Origin of the sequence: Vibrio qinghaiensis (genome assembly GCF_002257545.1) — a bacterium.
Lineage (GTDB): Bacteria > Pseudomonadota > Gammaproteobacteria > Enterobacterales > Vibrionaceae > Vibrio > Vibrio ordalii.
Map to the genome: position 1 here is coordinate 194,162 of NZ_CP022741.1, position 19,420 is coordinate 213,581.

Genomic DNA, 19,420 nt, shown 5'->3' on the forward strand with positions numbered 1-19,420 from the left:
TCTAAAGGCAAAAAAAGTAGACGAAACGTCTAACCAGACACGCTGCGGAGCGGTAGTTCAGTTGGTTAGAATACCGGCCTGTCACGCCGGGGGTCGCGGGTTCGAGTCCCGTCCGCTCCGCCACTTATTAAGAAGCCCTGCTAGTAATAGCAGGGCTTTTTCGTTTTAGTTTCAATGAGATGATTGAGTCGTTTTAATCTCTCTTCTATAGCAGCTATATTCCCTGTGCTTATTCCTTGATGTCCTCTTGAGCGCTGAAATTCTTTTGGCTTATGTTCATCGAACAGAGTAGCTGCATGAAAGGTGCTACTATCTCAATCAATAGCCATATGAAAACAACGTGTAGGCATATAAAAAAGCCGACACGTTGTGTCGGCTAATCGTCTAGTGTTGTGCTTTACAGAATCTGTTTGAGTACTCTATCAGCTTTGAGTCGTGTCACTTTGCGTAGTAATTTTTGTACCGCATCAGGGTAGTTTTCTATCTTCTCTAGTTGCTTGTAGGTACAAACAAGTTGAGTGTGTCGAAGGATGTTGTCGATCTCTTGCTCAAACTTAGGTGTTAAATGGTGATAGTGATCTTGGATCAGAATGGCATTTTCGAGATCGAGCTTCCATGCTCTTGGATTTAAGTTATTACCAGTGATCAACATGTAGCGCTTATCCACCCATACGCCTTTTAGATGGAAGCTATTCTCTTCATGTTTCCAGAGATGGATAGAAAGATTTCGACTGGCAATATGGGCTTCATTTACTTTGGCAAAACGGCGTAGATTAAGCTCATATAAATAAGGTAAGCCGCCGATTGTCTTGAAGGTTTGCTCTGGGGAAATATAGAAGTCGTTTGCCGTTTTATCGCCAACGATAATGTGAACTTTCACACCCCGTTTCAATGCTTTCTTAACTTCTTTAGCGACACTTTTTGGAAAATTGAAATACGGAGTGCAGATAAAGACTTCATCTTTAGCATGAGCGATCAGTTGGTTAATATTGTGGTTGAGTTTATTTCGACGCTTTCCAATACCTACCAGTGGCGTCAAAGCCACTTGGTCGGCTGTTGGGATTTGTGACTCAAACTCATAGTTTGCTGTTGCTAGAGAGGCTCTAAATTGCCGAATATCAATTTTGATATCTTTCGTCGTTGGCTTCGATGTGTTTGATAAGTCATTGACAGCAGGATGACTTATCATTTTTTGCTGAATAAATTGTACCATGCTATCGGCAAGAGATTGGTTGTCGATGGTGTGATAGCGGTCGAATCGATAGCGCTCTTTGTGATGCAAATAAACGTTATTAAGGCTTGCTCCGCTATAGATCACCTGGTCGTCGACAATAAAACCTTTGAGATGTAAAACACCAAAAACTTCGCGGCCTCGTACAGGGATGCCGTATACAGGAATGGCGTGTTCGTGGTTCTGAGAGAACTCTTGATACATTGAAGCATTGCCTTCCGAAGCGGCCGCACCAATTAATCCACGTTGCGCTCTATGCCAATCAACGCAAATCGCAATATCTAAGCCAGGGTTTCTTTGCTTGGCATTATAGAGCTCCGTTAACACTTCTCTGCCTGCTTCGTCATCTTCTAAATACAGCGCTACAAGATAGATTCGTTTACTTGCCTGACGGATCGACTGGATCAGATGATTTTTAAATTCTTTTGCCGAAAATAAAACTTCAAAATGATCCGGTGATTGTGCGATGGTCGGCAATCGCTCGAATGGGTTTCTATGAGCAATCATATTGGATGATTTACCTTACTTATTTGCAAAATTGCGAACTGGGGATATTACCAAATTCAACGGTTCAATTGCTAGAAAAGCCGCGCATTCTCGTCATACTAGCCTAGGTATCTCATAGGAATGAGATCTTTACCACTGGATATATAGCGCTCAAACCGTTGCATAAGAGCTATTGGTAGTTCCTCTGTCATTATGGAGTGAAAACCATGACGAGCATAAAAGGGCTCAAGATGAGCGTATGCGAAGCAATAATCCTGATTATTGAGAATATTCTCGCTGCAATAATTGAGCAACTGCGACCCAATCCCTTTTTTTTGGTTTTCTGGCAGCACAAGCATGCCGGTCAGTAATCGATATACATCAATATTTTTAAATCTGACAACAGCAGATATCTGCCCATCGAGCGTGCCTATAACACACAATTCATCTTTCCTAGCTTTTGCTGAAGGGTAATGTTCTTTGTATATTCGTTTGATCAAAGGAAGTTTTATCGGGGGGAGTATGTCAAATTGTAGTTGCCACATTTCTTCCTGCTTCGAATAGTTATCTGTTGTAGAATGGTGTCAGTTTAATTTATCCATAGAATGCCATGCAATTACATCCCAATGCGAGCTTAAAAAAATACCACACTTTTGGCCTAGAACAATCTTGTCAATTATTAGCTGAAGTTTTCTCTGTGCAAGATTTGGTTGAAATTTACCAGAGCGCAGAATGGCAGACTTTGCCTAAGTTGATGTTAGGAAAAGGTAGCAATGTCCTTTTTACTTGTGATTTTCAAGGAATGGTTTTAAGCAACCAACTGAAAGGGCTACAGCACACGCAGGATGACAATTACCACTATTTGCATGTTTCTGGTGGTGAGGATTGGCCTTCACTTGTTGAATGGGCAGTGAAGCAAAATATTGCAGGACTTGAAAATTTGGCTTTGATACCTGGCTGTGCCGGTTCTGCTCCTATCCAAAATATTGGCGCTTATGGTGTAGAGTTTCAAGATGTGTGTGATTACGTTGATTATCTCTGTTTAGACTCTTTAACCGTCAAGCGCCTGAGCGCTAAACAATGTCTATTTGGTTATCGTGATTCTATTTTTAAGCACGCTTTGCACAGTAACGCGATCGTTGTAGCGGTAGGACTAAAGTTATTGAAGCAATGGCAACCCGTGCTTAATTACGGGCCTTTGCAAGAACTGGATAGTCATACTTGCCAAGCTATTGATATTTATAAACGGGTATGCGCTACTCGCAACGCCAAATTACCCGATCCGCGGGTGCTAGGTAACGCAGGAAGCTTCTTTAAAAATCCAATTATTAGTTTAGAGCATTGGCAGGCTCTGCTTGAGAGTTATCCCGATCTTGTTTCTTACCCCGTGGAAGAAGGCAGAAAAGTAGCGGCCGGTTGGTTGATTGATCAGTGTGGGCTCAAAGGGTATAGCTTAGGTGATGCTCAAGTGCATCCGAAGCAAGCTTTAGTGTTAGTAAATAAAGGTAGCGCTACAGCCTTTGATGTCATTCAACTAGCGATTAAAGTTTGCATAGCAGTTCAGGATAAATTTTCGATATCTTTAGAGCATGAAGTTCGATTTTTAGATGCGATTGGTGAAACGAACCTTGAGCATCTTGCTAAGGAATTAAAGTGAAAGAGCACAGTGTCAAACTATCATTACTTCGTCATCTAGCCAGTGGCGAGTTTTGTTCTGGTGAGTTGCTAGGAGCCGAACTTGGTATTTCTCGCGCTGCAGTCAGTAAGCATATTAAAGGGATTCAGGAGTGGGGAATTGATATTTTCCGCGTCCAAGGCAAAGGCTATCAGCTTGCTCAATCACTGAATTTACTTGATGCGACACAGATCCAAAATGCCGTGCGTAACCCTGTCGAGCTTTTCCCCATTATCGATTCAACCAACCAATACCTGTTAGAACGTGTAGATAACCTTGCTTCGGGCAGCGTTTGCTTAGCAGAGTATCAGGCTAATGGCCGGGGTCGGCGTGGGCGTCAGTGGATATCGCCTTTTGGCAGCAATCTTTATGTTTCCATGTACTGGCGACTCGACGCTGGGATGGCGGCCGCAATGGGGCTTAGCCTTGTGGTCGGGGTCGCGATTGTGGAAGCGCTAGCAAGCATCGGATTTGACGGTGTAAGGCTTAAGTGGCCGAACGACCTCTATTTTCAGGATAGAAAGCTGGCGGGCATTTTAGTAGAAATGACAGGGCAGGCTGGCGCAGCGGCACATTTAGTGATTGGGATGGGAATGAACATTTTCATGCCCGAAAATGAGCAAGCCATTGACCAGCCATGGGCAAGTTTGTCGCAGGTAGCCGCCGGTCTGAAAATAGACAGGAACTTGCTCGCGATTGTCTTTATTCAATCATTAGACCAAGCGCTACGTGATTACGAGCTTTATGGGATGAAGGATTTTATACCGCGCTGGAATCGACTCGATAACTTTATTGGTCGAAAAGTTAAACTGCTTATGGGCCCCAAAGAGGTCTATGGCGTGGTGCACGGGATCAACGAATATGGAGCGGTGTTGCTAGAAACAGAGAATGGAATGGAGAGTTACATTGGTGGCGAAATATCGTTACGCAAGGCAGAGTAACCGCTTTACCAAACTATTTTCTTAGTAGTATCTCTTCCACGGTATGATTGAGGCCTTTACGCAAAACTAACTGAGCACGCTCTTTGGTCGGTAAAATATTATGTTGCAGATTTTTACCGTTGATCGAGTGCCAAATGCTCTCAGCTTTTTCTCTCGCCTCTAGCTCAGACAGTTTTGTGTAGTGGCTAAAGTACGATCCCGTCTCCTTAAAGGCGCTGTGACGAAACTTCATAAAGCGTTCAACATACCACTTTTCAATAAGTTGACTGTCCGCATCGACATACAGTGAGAAATCTAAGAAATCAGAGATAAACACTCGATGTGGATCGTGTGGATAATCCATGCCGCTTTGCAAGACGTTCAATCCTTCGATGATCAACACATCTGGCCTATCGACGACTTTCTCTTCAGTGGTGATGTCGTAAGTAAGATGTGAATAGATCGGCGCGCTTACATTTCTTTTTCCTGCTTTAACATCCGACACAAACTGTACCAGACGTTTCATATCATAAGATTCAGGAAACCCCTTTTTTCCCATAATTCCTCTTTCATTAAGAATTTTGTTGGGAAAAAGAAACCCATCTGTCGTAATCAGTTCAACTTTGGGATGATTCTCCCAGCGTGAAAGAAGCGCTTTTAACAAACGCGCCGTGGTACTTTTCCCAACAGCGACACTTCCTGCGATGCCAATGATAAAAGGAGGCGATATATCGGTATTACCGAGAAATTGATGCAAAACCGCATTTCGGCTTTGTCTGGCGGCCACGTATAAATTAAGTAAGCGAGCTAAAGGCAGATAAATCTCAGCTGTTTCTTTCATCGTTAGGTTTTCATTAATACCTTGTAGCTCTTTTAAGTCAGCCTCAGAGAGAGTCATCGGGACAGAGTTACGTAGCTCGGCCCATTGATTGCGATCAAAAGAGATATAAGGACCCATAAAATACCTAACGATGACAGAAAAAGAAGAGGATGAAACATACATTAAGGTGAAAAGAATGGAAATGCCTTAAACGATAGAATTGAGTGAGAAAACGCATTTTGCTTGAAAAAGCAACGAACAGGCGAGATTTATGGGAAATTGGTTTTTTTTTAATATTTAGGCTTGCAAGGCTGAGCATCATTCAATAGAATGCGCTCCACTTATGCCGACTTAGCTCAGTAGGTAGAGCAACTGACTTGTAATCAGTAGGTCACCAGTTCGATTCCGGTAGTCGGCACCATTCTTTTTCGAAAGAATGAAGAAAAAATTTGGAGGGGTTCCCGAGTGGCCAAAGGGAGCAGACTGTAAATCTGCCGGCTCCGCCTTCGATGGTTCGAATCCGTCCCCCTCCACCATATTCTTAAGGAAATAGCTCTCAGAGTTACGTGTGCGGGCATCGTATAATGGCTATTACCTCAGCCTTCCAAGCTGATGATGCGGGTTCGATTCCCGCTGCCCGCTCCAATTTTTGAGTGCTGATATAGCTCAGTCGGTAGAGCGCACCCTTGGTAAGGGTGAGGTCCCCAGTTCAACTCTGGGTATCAGCACCAGCTCTCCAAGCAATTATCTCCTTTTGATATATACTCCTTACCAATAATTTTGGTTGCGTGGTCATCAAAGCCACCTAAATCCGTACCTAGAGGGACAACTCATGTCTAAAGCAAAATTTGAACGTACGAAACCGCACGTAAACGTTGGTACTATCGGCCACGTTGACCACGGTAAAACAACTCTAACTGCTGCTATCTGTACTACACTTGCAAAAGTGTACGGTGGTGAAGCGAAAGACTTCGCATCTATCGATAACGCTCCAGAAGAGCGCGAGCGCGGTATTACAATCAATACTTCTCACGTAGAGTACGATACACCAGCACGCCACTACGCACACGTAGACTGCCCAGGACACGCTGACTATGTTAAAAACATGATCACAGGTGCTGCGCAAATGGACGGCGGTATCCTAGTTGTTGCTGCAACAGATGGCCCAATGCCACAAACTCGTGAGCACATCCTACTTGGTCGCCAAGTTGGTATTCCTTACATCATCGTATTCATGAACAAATGTGACATGGTTGATGATGAAGAGCTTCTAGAGCTAGTAGAAATGGAAGTTCGTGAGCTTCTATCTGAGTACGATTTCCCAGGTGATGACCTACCAGTTATCCAAGGTTCTGCACTAGGCGCACTAAACGGCGAAGAGCAGTGGGAAGCGAAAATCATTGAACTTGCTGAAGCGCTAGACACTTACATTCCAGAGCCTGAGCGTGCAGTAGACCAAGCATTCCTACTACCAATCGAAGACGTATTCTCAATCCAAGGTCGTGGTACAGTAGTAACTGGCCGTATCGAGCGCGGTATCCTACGTGTAGGTGACGAAGTTGCGATCATTGGTATCAAAGACACAATTACAACGACTTGTACAGGTGTTGAGATGTTCCGTAAGCTGCTTGACGAAGGTCGTGCAGGTGAGAACGTTGGTGCACTTCTACGTGGTACTAAGCGTGATGAAGTAGAACGTGGTCAAGTACTAGCGAAACCAGGTTCAATCACTCCACACACTAAGTTCGAGTCAGAAGTGTACGTATTGTCTAAAGATGAAGGCGGCCGTCATACTCCGTTCTTCAAAGGCTACCGTCCACAGTTCTACTTCCGTACAACGGACGTAACAGGCGATATCTCTCTACCAGAAGGCGTAGAGATGGTAATGCCAGGTGACAACATCCAAATGGTTGTAGAGCTAATCGCTCCAATCGCGATGGATGAAGGTCTACGTTTCGCGATCCGTGAAGGCGGTCGTACAGTAGGTGCTGGTGTTGTTGCTAAAGTTATCGCTTAATTGCTGATTTAGCCGTTTAAATACGAATAGTATTTGACTAACAACTACTAAAAAGGGCATCATTTGATGCCTTTTTTCTGCGCTAAATTTGGCCGTTGTCGATTTGTTGGTCGATAAAGCCAGTGCAAAGGATTTAAGATAGAGACATTTCTATCTTGATGAGTATGTATAGGTAGCTTTACCTGTGCTATGGATTTGCCCTGCAACAGCGGGGTTGTTGTCGTCTATGTTAAGACTTGTAACAGGTTGGTTTATGAAAGCAAACAATGCTGAAATTCCTGATAGCTCAAGTGCAGCAGACACATTTAAGTGGATTGTCACTTTTGCTCTGTTAGCCGCCGCTGTTGTGGGTAATTACCTGTATGGTGAAATGTCTGTAGTACTTCGTGCTGCAGGTGTGGTTGCGCTGATTATTGCAGCACTCGGTGTTGCTGCGACAACCACAAAAGGAAAAGCGGCGATAGTGTTTGCGCGCGAATCTCGTATGGAAGTTCGTAAAGTGGTGTGGCCAACACGCCAAGAAACTATGCAAACAACACTAATCGTTTTAGCTGTAAGTATCGTAATGGCTCTAGCACTGTGGGGCATTGACGGCATAATGGTTCGTCTTGTCGCTTTTGTGACTGGGGTATAGAGGGTTTAATACATGAGTGAAGCTCCTAAAAAACGCTGGTATGTAGTTCAAGCCTTCTCTGGATTTGAAGGCCGCGTGGCGCAATCGCTGCGTGAGCATATCAAGATGCACGCAATGGAAGAATTCTTCGGTGAAGTTCTTGTTCCAACAGAAGAAGTTGTTGAAATGCGTGCAGGTCAACGCCGTAAAAGTGAGCGCAAGTTCTTCCCTGGCTATGTATTGGTACAGATGCTCATGAATGATGAGTCCTGGCACTTAGTGCGTAGCGTTCCTCGTGTAATGGGTTTCATCGGTGGAACCTCTGATCGCCCAGCTCCTATTACCGACAAAGAAGCGGATGCGATTCTTAACCGTCTAGAGAAAGCGAGCGAAGCTCCGCGTCCTAAGACGATGTTTGAAGCAGGTGAAGTGGTTCGTGTTAACGAAGGTCCCTTTGCTGATTTCAATGGTACCGTTGAAGAAGTGGATTACGATAAAAGCCGCATTAAAGTATCAGTTTCTATCTTTGGTCGTGCAACTCCTGTTGAGCTTGAGTTTGGCCAAGTCGATAAGGTTGATTAAAAAAACACCTTTTAGAGTTGTTAAGAGCGTGAAATGTGATTATAATTTCGCGCCTTATTTACACGTCTTTATGACAAAGTAACCGGGGAGCTGATCAGTTGATTGGCGTTTGTACCCACATTTAGGAAATATCATGGCTAAGAAAGTTGAAGCTTATATCAAGTTGCAAGTTGCATCTGGTATGGCGAACCCAAGTCCACCAGTTGGTCCTGCACTAGGTCAACGTGGTGTTAACATCATGGAATTCTGTAAAGCGTTTAACGCAAGAACAGAATCAATGGAGAAAGGCTTGCCTACTCCAGTTGTTATCACTGTATACAGCGACCGTTCTTTCACGTTCGTAACTAAGACTGCTCCAGCGGCTGTTCTTCTGAAGAAAGCTGCAGGCATCAAGTCTGGTTCAGGCCGTCCAAACACTGAAAAAGTGGGCACGGTCACTGATGCTCAAATCCAGGAAATCGCAGAAGCAAAAGCGGCTGACATGACTGGTGCTGACATTGAAGCGATGAAGCGTTCTATTGCGGGTACTGCTCGTTCAATGGGCCTAGTGGTAGAGGGTTAATATCATGGCAAAACTAACTAAGCGTATGCGCACTATTCGTGAGAAAGTTGACGCAACTAAAGAATACGAAATCAACGAAGCTGTAGCTCTTCTTAAAGAACTTGCAACGGCTAAATTCGTTGAGTCTGTAGACGTTGCTGTGAACCTTGGCATTGATGCTCGTAAATCTGACCAAAACGTACGTGGTGCAACTGTACTACCACACGGTACAGGTCGTGAAGTACGTGTAGCAGTGTTCACTCAAGGTGCAAACGCTGAAGCAGCTAAAGCTGCAGGTGCAGATTTAGTGGGTATGGAAGATCTAGCTGAGCTAGTGAAAAAAGGCGAAATGAACTTTGACGTTGTTGTTGCTTCTCCAGATGCAATGCGCGTTGTAGGTCAACTAGGTACCATTCTTGGTCCTCGCGGCCTAATGCCAAACCCTAAAGTTGGTACTGTAACTCCTAACGTTGCTGAAGCGGTTAAGAATGCTAAAGCGGGTCAGGTTCGTTACCGTAACGATAAAAACGGCATCATCCATACAACTATCGGTAAAGTTTCTTTCGAAACTAGCCAACTGCAAGAGAACTTAGAAGCTCTTTTAGTTGCGCTTAAGAAAGCGAAACCTTCTTCTGCTAAGGGTACTTACCTGAAGAAAGTGAGCATTTCTACTACCATGGGTGCTGGTGTTGCTGTTGATCAGAACACGCTAAGCGCTAAAGCGTAATAATACATTTGATTAGGTGCGGAATTTATGTATAATTCTGCGCCTAATATTTGTGGTTGGGGCTGAATTTAGTTCTTTGAACTATGACCCAGTCTCCGTCCAAGACCGTAGGCGTTATTTCTCTTTATGATAAATAACTTAATCGTACCTACGTAGATGGTGCCCGAACTGACAGAAAGCAGACTTTATTTTTAATAGATAAACTTTCTTCTGGGACTGCACCGAAATAACTCTCACTGTTGTGATAATAGTGAGTGGTGTAACGACAACCAGGAGTAAATCCAAGATGGCTTTAAACCTTCAAGACAAACAAGCAATTGTTGCTGAAGTCAACGAAGCGGCCAGTGGTGCACTTTCTGCAGTTGTTGCTGACTCTCGTGGCGTTCAAGTAGGCGCGATGACTTCTCTACGTAAACAAGCTCGTGAAGCGGGTGTTTACATGAGAGTTGTTCGTAATACTCTAGCACGTCGCGCAGTGGAAGGCACAGCTTACGAATGTCTACAAGACGTATTCGTAGGTCCTACTTTGATCGCATTCTCTAACGAGCATCCAGGTGCTGCAGCGCGTCTTTTTAAAGACTTCGCTAGAGAGAACAAGCACTTTGAAATCAAAGCAGCTGCATTTGAAGGCGCACTAACTGACGCTGAACTACTAGCGACACTACCAACTTACGACGAAGCAATCGCACGCCTAATGATGTGCATGAAAGAAGCTTCTGCTGGCAAGCTGGTACGTACTATCGCTGCTGTCCGCGATCAAAAAGAAGCTGCGTAATTCGCATTGCTTTTTATTGTTTGCTAAATAAACTTATTGTTGACTTAAAAGAGAATTGTTATGTCTATTACTAACGAGCAAATCCTAGATGCAGTTGCAGAAATGTCTGTAATGCAAGTTGTTGAACTTATCTCTGCTATGGAAGAGAAGTTCGGTGTTTCTGCTGCAGCTGCAGTAGTTGCAGGCGGCCCAGCAGCAGCAGCTGTTGAAGAGCAAACTGAATTCGACGTAATCCTAACTGCTGCTGGCGCAAACAAAGTACCTGTAATCAAAGCAGTACGTGGCGCAACTGGCCTAGGTCTTAAAGAAGCTAAAGCTCTAGTTGACGGCGCTCCAGCTGCAATTAAAGAAGCGGTTTCTCAAGCAGAAGCTGACGCACTTAAGAAAGAGCTAGAAGAAGCTGGTGCGACTGTTGAAGTTAAGTAATTATTACTTAATTTCTTAGCCGTAAGGCTAATGGCTGGTGGTTTATTGACCACCGGCCTTTTTGCGCTGTAGGGTATGGGTGAATTTTCCCGCTGTTTAGACGCTTATACTCGTGCAAAAGCACACAAACTATCATTTTTAGATGATGTTGTGTTACTACAGTAAACAGCTGTTAGTCACTGTCCAATGACCTTTTATTTTTGAATAATTGGTGGGCAGTTTGGGTCACTTATCAGCGAGCTGAGGAACCCCATGGTTTACTCTTATACCGAGAAAAAGCGCATCCGTAAGGACTTTGGTACTCGTCCACAAGTGTTGGACATTCCATACCTGCTATCGATCCAGCTCGATTCGTTCGACAAGTTTATCGAACAGGATCCTGAAGGACAATACGGTCTTGAGGCTGCTTTTCGTTCTGTATTTCCTATTCAGAGCTATAACGGCAATTCTGAGCTGCAATACGTTAGCTATCGTCTTGGTGAGCCAGTTTTTGACGTTAAAGAATGTCAAATTCGTGGTGTAACTTATTCTAAGCCACTACGCGTAAAACTACGCTTAGTGATCTTTGATAAAGACGCACCAGCAGGTACTGTAAAAGATATTAAAGAACAAGAAGTCTACATGGGTGAAATTCCGCTCATGACAGACAATGGTACCTTCGTAATTAATGGTACTGAGAGGGTTATCGTATCCCAGCTGCACCGAAGCCCAGGCGTATTCTTCGACAGCGATAAGGGTAAAACTCACTCATCAGGTAAAGTTCTTTATAACGCACGTATTATTCCTTACCGTGGTTCATGGTTAGATTTTGAGTTTGATCCAAAAGATAACCTGTATGTACGTATTGACCGTCGTCGTAAACTGCCAGCATCGATCATTCTTCGTGCACTTGGTAAATCGACAGAAGAGATCTTGGATCTGTTCTTCGAAAAAGTGAAGTTTGAAGTCAAAGACCAAACTCTTCTTATGGAGTTGGTGCCTGAGCGCCTGCGTGGCGAAACAGCGTCATTTGATATTGAAGCAAATGGTATCGTTTATGTCGAAAAAGGCCGTCGCGTAACGGCTCGTCATATCCGTCAACTAGAAAAAGATAACGTTGATTTTATCGAAGTTCCGGTTGAGTACATCGTAGGTAAAGTTGCGTCGAAAGATTATGTCAATGAAGCAACTGGCGAAGTCATCGTTAGCGCAAACCAAGAAATTAGCTTGGAAGCATTAGCGAATCTTTCACAAGCGGGCTATAAGAAACTTGAAGTTCTATTTACGAACGATCTTGATCATGGTCCATTTGTCTCTGAAACGCTACGCATCGACAGTACGGTTGATCGCATTTCTGCACTGGTAGAAATCTACCGCATGATGCGCCCTGGCGAGCCGCCAACAAAAGAAGCAGCCGAATCGCTGTTTGAAAGCCTATTCTTCTCAGAAGAACGCTATGACCTATCAACAGTAGGCCGTATGAAGTTCAACAGCTCAATTGAGCGTGAAGATGCCGGCGAGCTTGGTACGCTTGACGAAACTGACATCATCGAAGTGATGAAGAAGTTGATCGCCATTCGTAACGGCATTGGCGAAGTGGACGATATCGACCACCTTGGCAACCGTCGTATTCGCTCTGTTGGTGAAATGGCTGAAAACCAATTCCGCGTAGGTCTTGTGCGTGTTGAACGTGCAGTGAAAGAGCGCTTAAGCCTTGGCGATCTTGATGCGATCATGCCTCAAGATTTGATCAATGCGAAGCCTATCTCTGCGGCCGTTAAAGAATTCTTCGGTTCTTCACAGCTTTCTCAGTTTATGGACCAGAACAACCCACTTTCAGAAGTGACGCACAAACGTCGTATTTCTGCATTGGGTCCTGGCGGTCTAACTCGTGAGCGTGCTGGCTTTGAGGTACGTGACGTACACGTAACTCACTACGGTCGTCTATGTCCGATCGAAACGCCAGAAGGTCCGAACATCGGTCTAATTAACTCACTATCTGCATTTGCACGTTGTAACGAATATGGTTTCCTTGAGACTCCGTACCGTCGTGTTGTTGATGGTGTGGTGACTGATGAAGTTGATTACTTGTCAGCTATCCAAGAAGGTCAATTTGTTATCGCGCAGGCAAACGCCATTCTGACTGAAGAAGGTACGTTTGCAGATGAGCTGATCACAGCTCGTCAAAAAGGTGAATCTGGTCTTCACCCTCGTGAACATGTTGACTACATGGACGTTGCGACCAATCAGGTCGTATCAATCGCCGCTTCGCTTATCCCGTTCCTAGAACACGATGATGCGAACCGTGCATTGATGGGTGCGAACATGCAACGTCAAGCGGTTCCAACGTTACGCGCTGAGAAGCCGTTGGTTGGTACTGGTATCGAACGTAATGTAGCGGTTGACTCTGGTGTAACTGCCGTTGCCAAACGTGGCGGTATGGTGCAGTCAGTTGATGCGTCTCGTATCGTAGTTAAAGTTAATGAAGATGAACTTGTATCTGGTGAAGCGGGTATCGACATCTACAACCTAACTAAATACACACGTTCGAACCAAAACACATGTATTAACCAACGTCCTACTGTGATGCCAGGTGAACCTGTAGCTCGCGGTGATGTCCTTGCTGATGGTCCTTCAACAGACCTTGGTGAGCTAGCGCTTGGCCAAAACATGCGTATCGCATTCATGCCTTGGAATGGTTATAACTTTGAAGACTCGATCTTAGTCTCTGAGCGTGTCGTTCAAGAAGACCGTTTCACGACTATCCACATCCAAGAACTTTCTTGTGTGGCTCGTGATACTAAGCTGGGCTCTGAAGAGATCACAGCGGATATTCCAAACGTAGGTGAATCGGCTCTGTCTAAACTAGACGAGTCAGGTATCGTTTACATTGGTGCTGAAGTTAAGGGTGGTGACATCCTAGTTGGTAAAGTAACTCCGAAAGGTGAAACTCAGCTGACTCCAGAAGAGAAGCTACTACGTGCAATCTTCGGTGAAAAAGCCTCTGATGTTAAAGATACGTCACTGCGTGTACCAAACTCTGTTTCAGGTACCATTATCGATGTTCAAGTTTTCACTCGCGATGGCGTAGAGAAAGACAAGCGTGCGCTTGAAATTGAACACATGCAGCTAAAAGAAGCGAAGAAAGACCTTACTGAAGAGTTCCAAATTCTTGAAGGTGGTCTACTAGCGCGTGTGAAAGCTGTACTGATCAATGGTGGCTATTCTGAAGCGAAGCTTGATGCGATCGATCGTAAGAAATGGCTAGAGCAAACACTAGAAAACGACGAGCTACAATCTCAACTTGAACAGCTTGCTGAGCAGTGGGATGAGCTAAAAGCTGACTTCGATAAGAAGTTCGAAGCGAAACGTCGCAAAATCACTCAAGGTGATGATCTAGCGCCTGGCGTTCTGAAGATTGTTAAAGTTTACCTAGCGGTGAAACGTCGTATCCAGCCTGGTGATAAGATGGCAGGTCGTCACGGTAACAAGGGTGTAATCTCTAAGATCAACCCTGTTGAAGACATGCCTTACGATGAAAACGGTCAGCCGGTTGATATCGTATTGAACCCACTAGGTGTACCGTCACGTATGAACATCGGTCAGATCCTTGAAGTTCACTTAGGTCTGGCTGCAAAAGGTATTGGTGACAAGATCAACCAAATGGTTAAAGAACAACAAGAGCTGTCTAAGCAGCGTGAGTTCTTACAGAAGGTTTATGATCTTGGCGATACGCGTCAGAAAGTAGATATTGCTGCTCTGTCTGATGGTGATGTTCGTACTCTTGTGAACAACCTTCGTGGTGGTTTACCGATTGCAACTCCAGTATTTGATGGTGCGTCAGAAGCATCAATCAAAGAACTATTAAGCCTAGCCGACCTACCAACTTCTGGTCAGCTAACACTGTTTGATGGTCGTACTGGTGATGCATTCGAGCGTCCTGTAACTGTCGGTTACATGTACATGCTCAAACTGAACCACCTTGTTGATGACAAGATGCACGCTCGTTCAACAGGTTCGTACAGCCTAGTAACTCAGCAACCACTTGGTGGTAAAGCTCAGTTCGGTGGTCAGCGTTTCGGTGAGATGGAAGTGTGGGCACTAGAAGCATACGGTGCTGCATATACACTACAAGAAATGCTTACTGTTAAGTCAGATGACGTTAACGGTCGTACCAAGATGTATAAGAACATCGTTGATGGTAACCATAGCATGGAACCTGGCATGCCAGAGTCTTTCAACGTATTGCTGAAAGAGATCCGCTCGCTAGGTATCAACATCGAGCTAGAAGACGAAGAGTAATCTTGGCGGTAAACCCTCTGGATTATCCTGGTAGAAAGGCGCTCGCCGAGCGCCTTTTAACTCCTTACAGGAGCTGATTGTGAAAGACTTATTAAACTTTCTAAAAGCACAGCATAAGACCGAAGAATTTGATGCAATCAAAATCGGTCTATCTTCACCTGACATGATTCGTTCATGGTCTTTTGGTGAAGTTAAAAAACCTGAAACGATCAACTATCGTACGTTCAAGCCTGAACGTGATGGTCTGTTCTGTGCGCGTATTTTTGGTCCAGTCAAAGACTACGAATGTCTTTGTGGTAAATATAAGCGTCTGAAACACCGTGGCGTGATCTGTGAAAAATGTGGCGTTGAAGTTACACAAACTAAAGTTCGTCGTGACCGTATGGGCCACATCGAGCTTGCATCACCGGTTGCTCACATCTGGTTCCTAAAATCGCTACCGTCTCGTATCGGTCTGCTAATGGATATCCCTCTACGTGATATCGAACGTGTTCTTTACTTCGAAATGTATGTAGTAACCGAGCCGGGTATGACGGATCTAGAAAAGAGTCAGATGCTTACTGAAGAAGAGTATCTTGACCGTCTAGAAGAGTGGGGCGATGAGTTCACAGCGAAGATGGGCGCAGAAGCGATCAAAGACCTATTGGGTTCAATGGATCTTGTCGCTGAAACAGAGATGATGCGTGAGGAGTTACAAACCACTAACTCTGAAACTAAACGCAAAAAACTGACTAAGCGTCTGAAGCTTGTTGAAGCGTTCATCAGTTCAGGCAACAAGCCTGAGTGGATGATCCTGACTGTGCTTCCGGTTCTTCCGCCAGATCTACGTCCTCTAGTACCACTAGATGGCGGTCGTTTTGCGACATCTGATCTGAACGATTTGTACCGTCGTGTGATCAACCGTAACAACCGTTTGAAGCGCCTTCTAGAGCTAGCGGCTCCGGACATCATCGTACGCAACGAAAAACGTATGCTGCAAGAGTCTGTTGATGCGCTACTTGATAACGGTCGTCGCGGTCGTGCGATCACAGGTTCTAACAAGCGCCCTCTGAAATCTCTTGCTGATATGATCAAGGGTAAACAAGGTCGTTTCCGTCAGAACCTTCTAGGTAAACGTGTAGATTACTCAGGCCGTTCTGTAATCACAGTAGGTCCATATCTGCGTCTGCACCAGTGTGGTCTTCCTAAGAAGATGGCACTTGAGCTATTCAAACCATTTATCTACAGCAAGCTAGAAACTCGCGGCATGGCCACGACGATCAAAGCAGCTAAGAAAATGGTTGAGCGTGAAGAAGCGGTTGTTTGGGATATCCTAGACGAAGTGATTCGTGAACACCCAGTACTACTAAACCGTGCACCAACACTGCACCGTCTTGGTATTCAAGCGTTCGAACCTGTACTGATTGAAGGTAAAGCGATTCAACTGCACCCACTTGTGTGTGCGGCGTATAACGCGGACTTCGATGGTGACCAAATGGCGGTTCACGTGCCTCTAACTTTAGAAGCACAGCTTGAAGCTCGTACACTGATGATGTCGACGAACAACATTCTGTCGCCAGCATCAGGTGATCCTATCATCGTACCTTCACAGGACGTGGTCTTGGGTCTGTACTACATGACTCGCGAAAAAATCAACGCACAAGGTGAAGGTATGTACCTGGCTGGCCCTAAAGAGGCTGAGAAGGCATACCGTACTAAGACAGCGGCGCTACACGCACGCGTTAAAGTACGTATCACTGAAACCGTTGTTGATGAAGATGGTTACAGCACAACTGAGACTAAGATGGTCGATACGACTGTCGGTCGTGCCATGCTATGGCAAATCGTGCCTAAAGGCCTGCCATACAGCATCGTGAACCAGAAGCTTGGTAAGAAACAGATCTCAAATCTATTAAACGAAGCGTATCGTAAGCTTGGTTTGAAAGATACGGTCGTATTTGCTGACCAAATCATGTACACCGGTTTTGCTTATGCAGCACTGTCAGGCGTGTCAGTTGGTATCGACGACATGGTTGTACCAGCAGCGAAATACACTGAAATTGCTGAAGCAGAAGAAGAAGTACGCGAAATCCAAGAACAGTTCCAATCAGGTCTTGTTACAGCGGGTGAGCGCTACAACAAAGTTATCGATATCTGGGCGTCTACCAACGACCGTGTTGCGAAAGCGATGATGGATAACCTATCTTCTGAAACCGTGATCAACCGTGATGGCGTAGAAGAACAACAAGAATCGTTTAACAGCATCTATATGATGGCTGACTCGGGTGCTCGTGGTTCTGCGGCTCAGATTCGTCAGCTTGCTGGTATGCGTGGTCTGATGGCGCGTCCAGATGGTTCAATCATCGAAACGCCTATCACAGCAAACTTTAAAGAAGGCCTGAACGTACTACAGTACTTTATCTCTACCCACGGTGCACGTAAGGGTCTAGCGGATACAGCATTGAAGACAGCGAACTCAGGTTACCTGACTCGTCGTTTAGTCGACGTTGCACAAGATGTTGTGGTAACAGAACATGACTGTGGCACTCATGAAGGTGTCGACATGATGCCTCATATCGAGGGTGGTGATGTTAAAGTTTCTTTAACTGAACTGGCTCTTGGTCGTGTTGTGGCTGACGATGTGATGAAACCGGGTACTGATGAAGTACTTATTCCACGTAATACTCTGATTGATGAGAAGTGGTGTCAGATTATCGATGAGAACTCTGTCGATAATATGAAAGTACGTTCAGTGGTAACCTGTGATGCGGACTTCGGTTGCTGTGCGCTATGTTACGGTCGTGATCTTGCTCGTGGTCACCTAGTGAACCAAGGTGAGGCAGTCGGTGTTATTGCTGCTCAATCTATCGGTGAGCCGGGTACACAGTTAACGATGCGTACGTTCCACATCGGTGGTGCGGCTTCTACTGCTGCGGCAGAGAACAGTATCCAAGCGAAGAACAAAGGTTCGGTGAAACTTCACAACGCTAAGTTCGTTATCAATAAAGATAAGAAGCTGGTTATCACATCTCGTGCATCAGAGCTGACTATCATTGATGAATTTGGTCGCACTAAAGAAAAACACAAACTGCCTTACGGCTCTGTGTTGAGTAAAGGTGATAACGACACGGTTGAAGCTGGTCAAACAGTGGCTAACTGGGAAGCCCACACTATGCCAATCATCACTGAAGTGGCTGGTCGCATCCAATTCGTTGATATGATTGATGGTGTAACAGTTTCTCGCCAAACAGATGACCTAACGGGTCTATCTTCAAGCGAAGTAACCGAAGCCGCCGCTCGTCCAGCAGCAGGTAAAGATATGCGCCCAGCTATCAAACTTGTTGATGCGAAAGGTAAAGATGTCATGATCCCTGGCACTGATATGCCAGCTCAATACTTCTTACCGGGTAAAGCGATCGTTAACATCGAAGATGGTGCTGAAGTTGGTATTGGTGACACATTAGCGCGTATTCCACAAAAATCTGGCGGTAACCGAGACATCACGGGTGGTCTACCTCGCGTAGCTGACTTGTTTGAAGCTCGTCGACCAAAAGAGCCTGCGATTCTTGCTGAGCACACAGGTACTGTGAGCTTTGGTAAAGAAACTAAAGGTAAACGTCGTCTAATCATCACTCGTGAGGGTGACGAAACTTATGAAGAAATGATTCCTAAGCATCGTCAACTTAACGTGTTTGAAGGTGAGAAGATCGAACGTGGTGACGTTATTGCTGATGGTCCTGAGACTCCGCACGATATCCTACGTTTACGTGGTATCCATGCTGTAACGTCTTACATCGCTAACGAAGTGCAAGAAGTTTACCGTCTGCAAGGTGTTAAGATTAACGATAAGCACATTGAAACTATCGTTCGTCAAATGCTGCGTAAGTGTACGATCACTCATGCTGGTGACTCTGAGTTCCTAGCGGGTGAGCAAGTTGAATACTCACAAGTGAAAGTTGCAAACCGTAACCTAGAAGCGGAAGGCAAACAGCCTGCTCGTTTCGAGCGTGAGCTACTCGGTATTACTAAAGCATCTCTAGCGACTGAATCTTTCATCTCTGCGGCATCGTTCCAAGAGACAACTCGCGTACTAACAGAAGCGGCTGTTTCTGGTAAACGTGATGATCTTCGCGGTCTGAAAGAAAACGTAATCGTTGGTCGTCTGATTCCAGCGGGTACAGGTTTCGCTTACCACCAAGAGCGTCAAGCTAAACGTGCGGCACAGCTAAAAGGCCCGTCTGCTGAACAAGCGACAGATAACCTAGCGGCACTGCTAAACGCAGGTTTCTCTTCTGAAGAGTAATCTCAGCGCTGACTAAAAAAGGCACCTTCGGGTGCCTTTTTTGT

At 45.1% G+C, this 19,420-nt stretch carries 14 protein-coding genes and 5 tRNA genes; 16 read left to right on the forward strand and 3 right to left on the reverse strand.

Going from position 1 to position 19,420, the window contains the following annotated elements:
- The first annotated feature begins 46 nt into the window (after positions 1-46).
- Positions 47-123 (forward strand) — tRNA-Asp (locus CCZ37_RS00965).
- Positions 124-397: 274 nt separating this feature from the next.
- Here the strand turns inward: CCZ37_RS00965 and pssA are convergent.
- Together pssA and CCZ37_RS00975 are read right to left on the reverse strand one after the other, a co-directional pair.
- Positions 398-1,738, reverse strand: coding sequence for a CDP-diacylglycerol--serine O-phosphatidyltransferase (gene pssA / locus CCZ37_RS00970; RefSeq protein ID WP_094499543.1), 1,341 nt, complete (start codon positions 1,736-1,738; stop codon positions 398-400).
- A gap of 98 nt (positions 1,739-1,836) precedes the next feature.
- Complete coding sequence (locus CCZ37_RS00975; RefSeq protein WP_010318969.1) at positions 1,837-2,262, reverse strand: GNAT family N-acetyltransferase; 426 nt, start codon at positions 2,260-2,262, stop codon at positions 1,837-1,839.
- 65 nt (positions 2,263-2,327) lie between these two features.
- Between CCZ37_RS00975 and murB the strand changes: the two genes are divergently transcribed.
- Together murB and birA are read left to right on the forward strand one after the other, a co-directional pair.
- On the forward strand, positions 2,328-3,374 hold the full coding sequence (gene murB / locus CCZ37_RS00980) for a UDP-N-acetylmuramate dehydrogenase (protein WP_010318970.1): 1,047 nt from the start codon (positions 2,328-2,330) through the stop codon (positions 3,372-3,374).
- The gene (birA, locus tag CCZ37_RS00985; RefSeq protein ID WP_010318971.1) at positions 3,371-4,333 is read left to right on the forward strand and encodes a bifunctional biotin--[acetyl-CoA-carboxylase] ligase/biotin operon repressor BirA; all 963 of its coding nucleotides are present in this window, start codon (positions 3,371-3,373) and stop codon (positions 4,331-4,333) included. The genes murB and birA overlap by 4 nt, the downstream gene beginning before the upstream one ends.
- A 13-nt stretch (positions 4,334-4,346) precedes the next feature.
- On the opposite strand, the gene coaA is transcribed toward birA, so the two are convergent.
- Positions 4,347-5,270 (reverse strand): type I pantothenate kinase, encoded by a 924-nt coding sequence (gene coaA, locus CCZ37_RS00990; RefSeq protein ID WP_010318972.1) that lies wholly within the window; start codon positions 5,268-5,270, stop codon positions 4,347-4,349.
- A 207-nt stretch (positions 5,271-5,477) separates the two neighbouring features.
- Between coaA and CCZ37_RS00995 the strand changes: the two genes are divergently transcribed.
- The 13 genes from CCZ37_RS00995 to rpoC all read left to right on the forward strand — a co-directional run bounded on the left by CCZ37_RS00995 (position 5,478) and on the right by rpoC (position 19,376).
- Positions 5,478-5,553, forward strand: a tRNA-Thr gene (locus CCZ37_RS00995).
- Positions 5,554-5,583: 30 nt separating this feature from the next.
- A tRNA-Tyr gene (locus CCZ37_RS01000) sits at positions 5,584-5,668 on the forward strand.
- A gap of 34 nt (positions 5,669-5,702) precedes the next feature.
- Positions 5,703-5,777: transfer RNA gene (locus CCZ37_RS01005), tRNA-Gly, on the forward strand.
- Positions 5,778-5,787: 10 nt separating this feature from the next.
- Positions 5,788-5,863 (forward strand) — tRNA-Thr (locus CCZ37_RS01010).
- A 101-nt stretch (positions 5,864-5,964) separates the two neighbouring features.
- Positions 5,965-7,149: an elongation factor Tu gene (gene tuf, locus CCZ37_RS01015; RefSeq protein WP_013857920.1), complete on the forward strand. Its 1,185-nt coding sequence runs from the start codon at positions 5,965-5,967 to the stop codon at positions 7,147-7,149.
- 253 nt (positions 7,150-7,402) lie between these two features.
- A complete protein-coding gene (secE, locus tag CCZ37_RS01020) occupies positions 7,403-7,783 on the forward strand; it encodes a preprotein translocase subunit SecE (RefSeq protein WP_010318967.1) in 381 nt (126 codons plus the stop codon).
- A 12-nt stretch (positions 7,784-7,795) separates the two neighbouring features.
- The gene (nusG, locus tag CCZ37_RS01025) at positions 7,796-8,344 is read left to right on the forward strand and encodes a transcription termination/antitermination protein NusG (RefSeq protein ID WP_010318966.1); all 549 of its coding nucleotides are present in this window, start codon (positions 7,796-7,798) and stop codon (positions 8,342-8,344) included.
- Positions 8,345-8,477: 133 nt separating this feature from the next.
- Entirely contained in the window at positions 8,478-8,906 is a 429-nt protein-coding gene (gene rplK, locus CCZ37_RS01030; protein ID WP_010318965.1) for a 50S ribosomal protein L11, read from the forward strand.
- A gap of 4 nt (positions 8,907-8,910) precedes the next feature.
- The gene (rplA, locus tag CCZ37_RS01035; protein WP_010318964.1) at positions 8,911-9,612 is read left to right on the forward strand and encodes a 50S ribosomal protein L1; all 702 of its coding nucleotides are present in this window, start codon (positions 8,911-8,913) and stop codon (positions 9,610-9,612) included.
- A gap of 286 nt (positions 9,613-9,898) precedes the next feature.
- Positions 9,899-10,387 carry a 50S ribosomal protein L10 gene (rplJ, locus tag CCZ37_RS01040; RefSeq protein WP_026027617.1) on the forward strand — a complete coding sequence of 163 codons (489 nt, stop codon included), beginning with the start codon at positions 9,899-9,901 and terminating at the stop codon, positions 10,385-10,387.
- 60 nt (positions 10,388-10,447) lie between these two features.
- Positions 10,448-10,813 carry a 50S ribosomal protein L7/L12 gene (gene rplL / locus CCZ37_RS01045; protein WP_094499544.1) on the forward strand — a complete coding sequence of 122 codons (366 nt, stop codon included), beginning with the start codon at positions 10,448-10,450 and terminating at the stop codon, positions 10,811-10,813.
- 252 nt (positions 10,814-11,065) lie between these two features.
- A complete protein-coding gene (gene rpoB, locus CCZ37_RS01050) occupies positions 11,066-15,094 on the forward strand; it encodes a DNA-directed RNA polymerase subunit beta (protein WP_017043938.1) in 4,029 nt (1,342 codons plus the stop codon).
- 79 nt (positions 15,095-15,173) lie between these two features.
- On the forward strand, positions 15,174-19,376 hold the full coding sequence (rpoC, locus tag CCZ37_RS01055) for a DNA-directed RNA polymerase subunit beta' (RefSeq protein WP_010318960.1): 4,203 nt from the start codon (positions 15,174-15,176) through the stop codon (positions 19,374-19,376).
- The last annotated feature ends 44 nt before the right edge of the window (positions 19,377-19,420 follow it).

Bases quoted from the DNA above. Each gene is read 5' to 3' on its own strand.
- pssA (WP_094499543.1), bottom strand. From the start codon at position 1,738: ATGATTGCTCATAGAAACCCATTCGAGCGATTGCCGACCATCGCACAA.
- CCZ37_RS00975 (WP_010318969.1), bottom strand. From the start codon at position 2,262: ATGTGGCAACTACAATTTGACATACTCCCCCCGATAAAACTTCCTTTG.
- murB (WP_010318970.1), top strand. From the start codon at position 2,328: ATGCAATTACATCCCAATGCGAGCTTAAAAAAATACCACACTTTTGGC.
- coaA (WP_010318972.1), bottom strand. From the start codon at position 5,270: ATGGGTCCTTATATCTCTTTTGATCGCAATCAATGGGCCGAGCTACGT.
- tuf (WP_013857920.1), top strand. From the start codon at position 5,965: ATGTCTAAAGCAAAATTTGAACGTACGAAACCGCACGTAAACGTTGGT.
- secE (WP_010318967.1), top strand. From the start codon at position 7,403: ATGAAAGCAAACAATGCTGAAATTCCTGATAGCTCAAGTGCAGCAGAC.
- nusG (WP_010318966.1), top strand. From the start codon at position 7,796: ATGAGTGAAGCTCCTAAAAAACGCTGGTATGTAGTTCAAGCCTTCTCT.
- rplK (WP_010318965.1), top strand. From the start codon at position 8,478: ATGGCTAAGAAAGTTGAAGCTTATATCAAGTTGCAAGTTGCATCTGGT.
- rplA (WP_010318964.1), top strand. From the start codon at position 8,911: ATGGCAAAACTAACTAAGCGTATGCGCACTATTCGTGAGAAAGTTGAC.
- rplJ (WP_026027617.1), top strand. From the start codon at position 9,899: ATGGCTTTAAACCTTCAAGACAAACAAGCAATTGTTGCTGAAGTCAAC.
- rplL (WP_094499544.1), top strand. From the start codon at position 10,448: ATGTCTATTACTAACGAGCAAATCCTAGATGCAGTTGCAGAAATGTCT.
- rpoB (WP_017043938.1), top strand. From the start codon at position 11,066: ATGGTTTACTCTTATACCGAGAAAAAGCGCATCCGTAAGGACTTTGGT.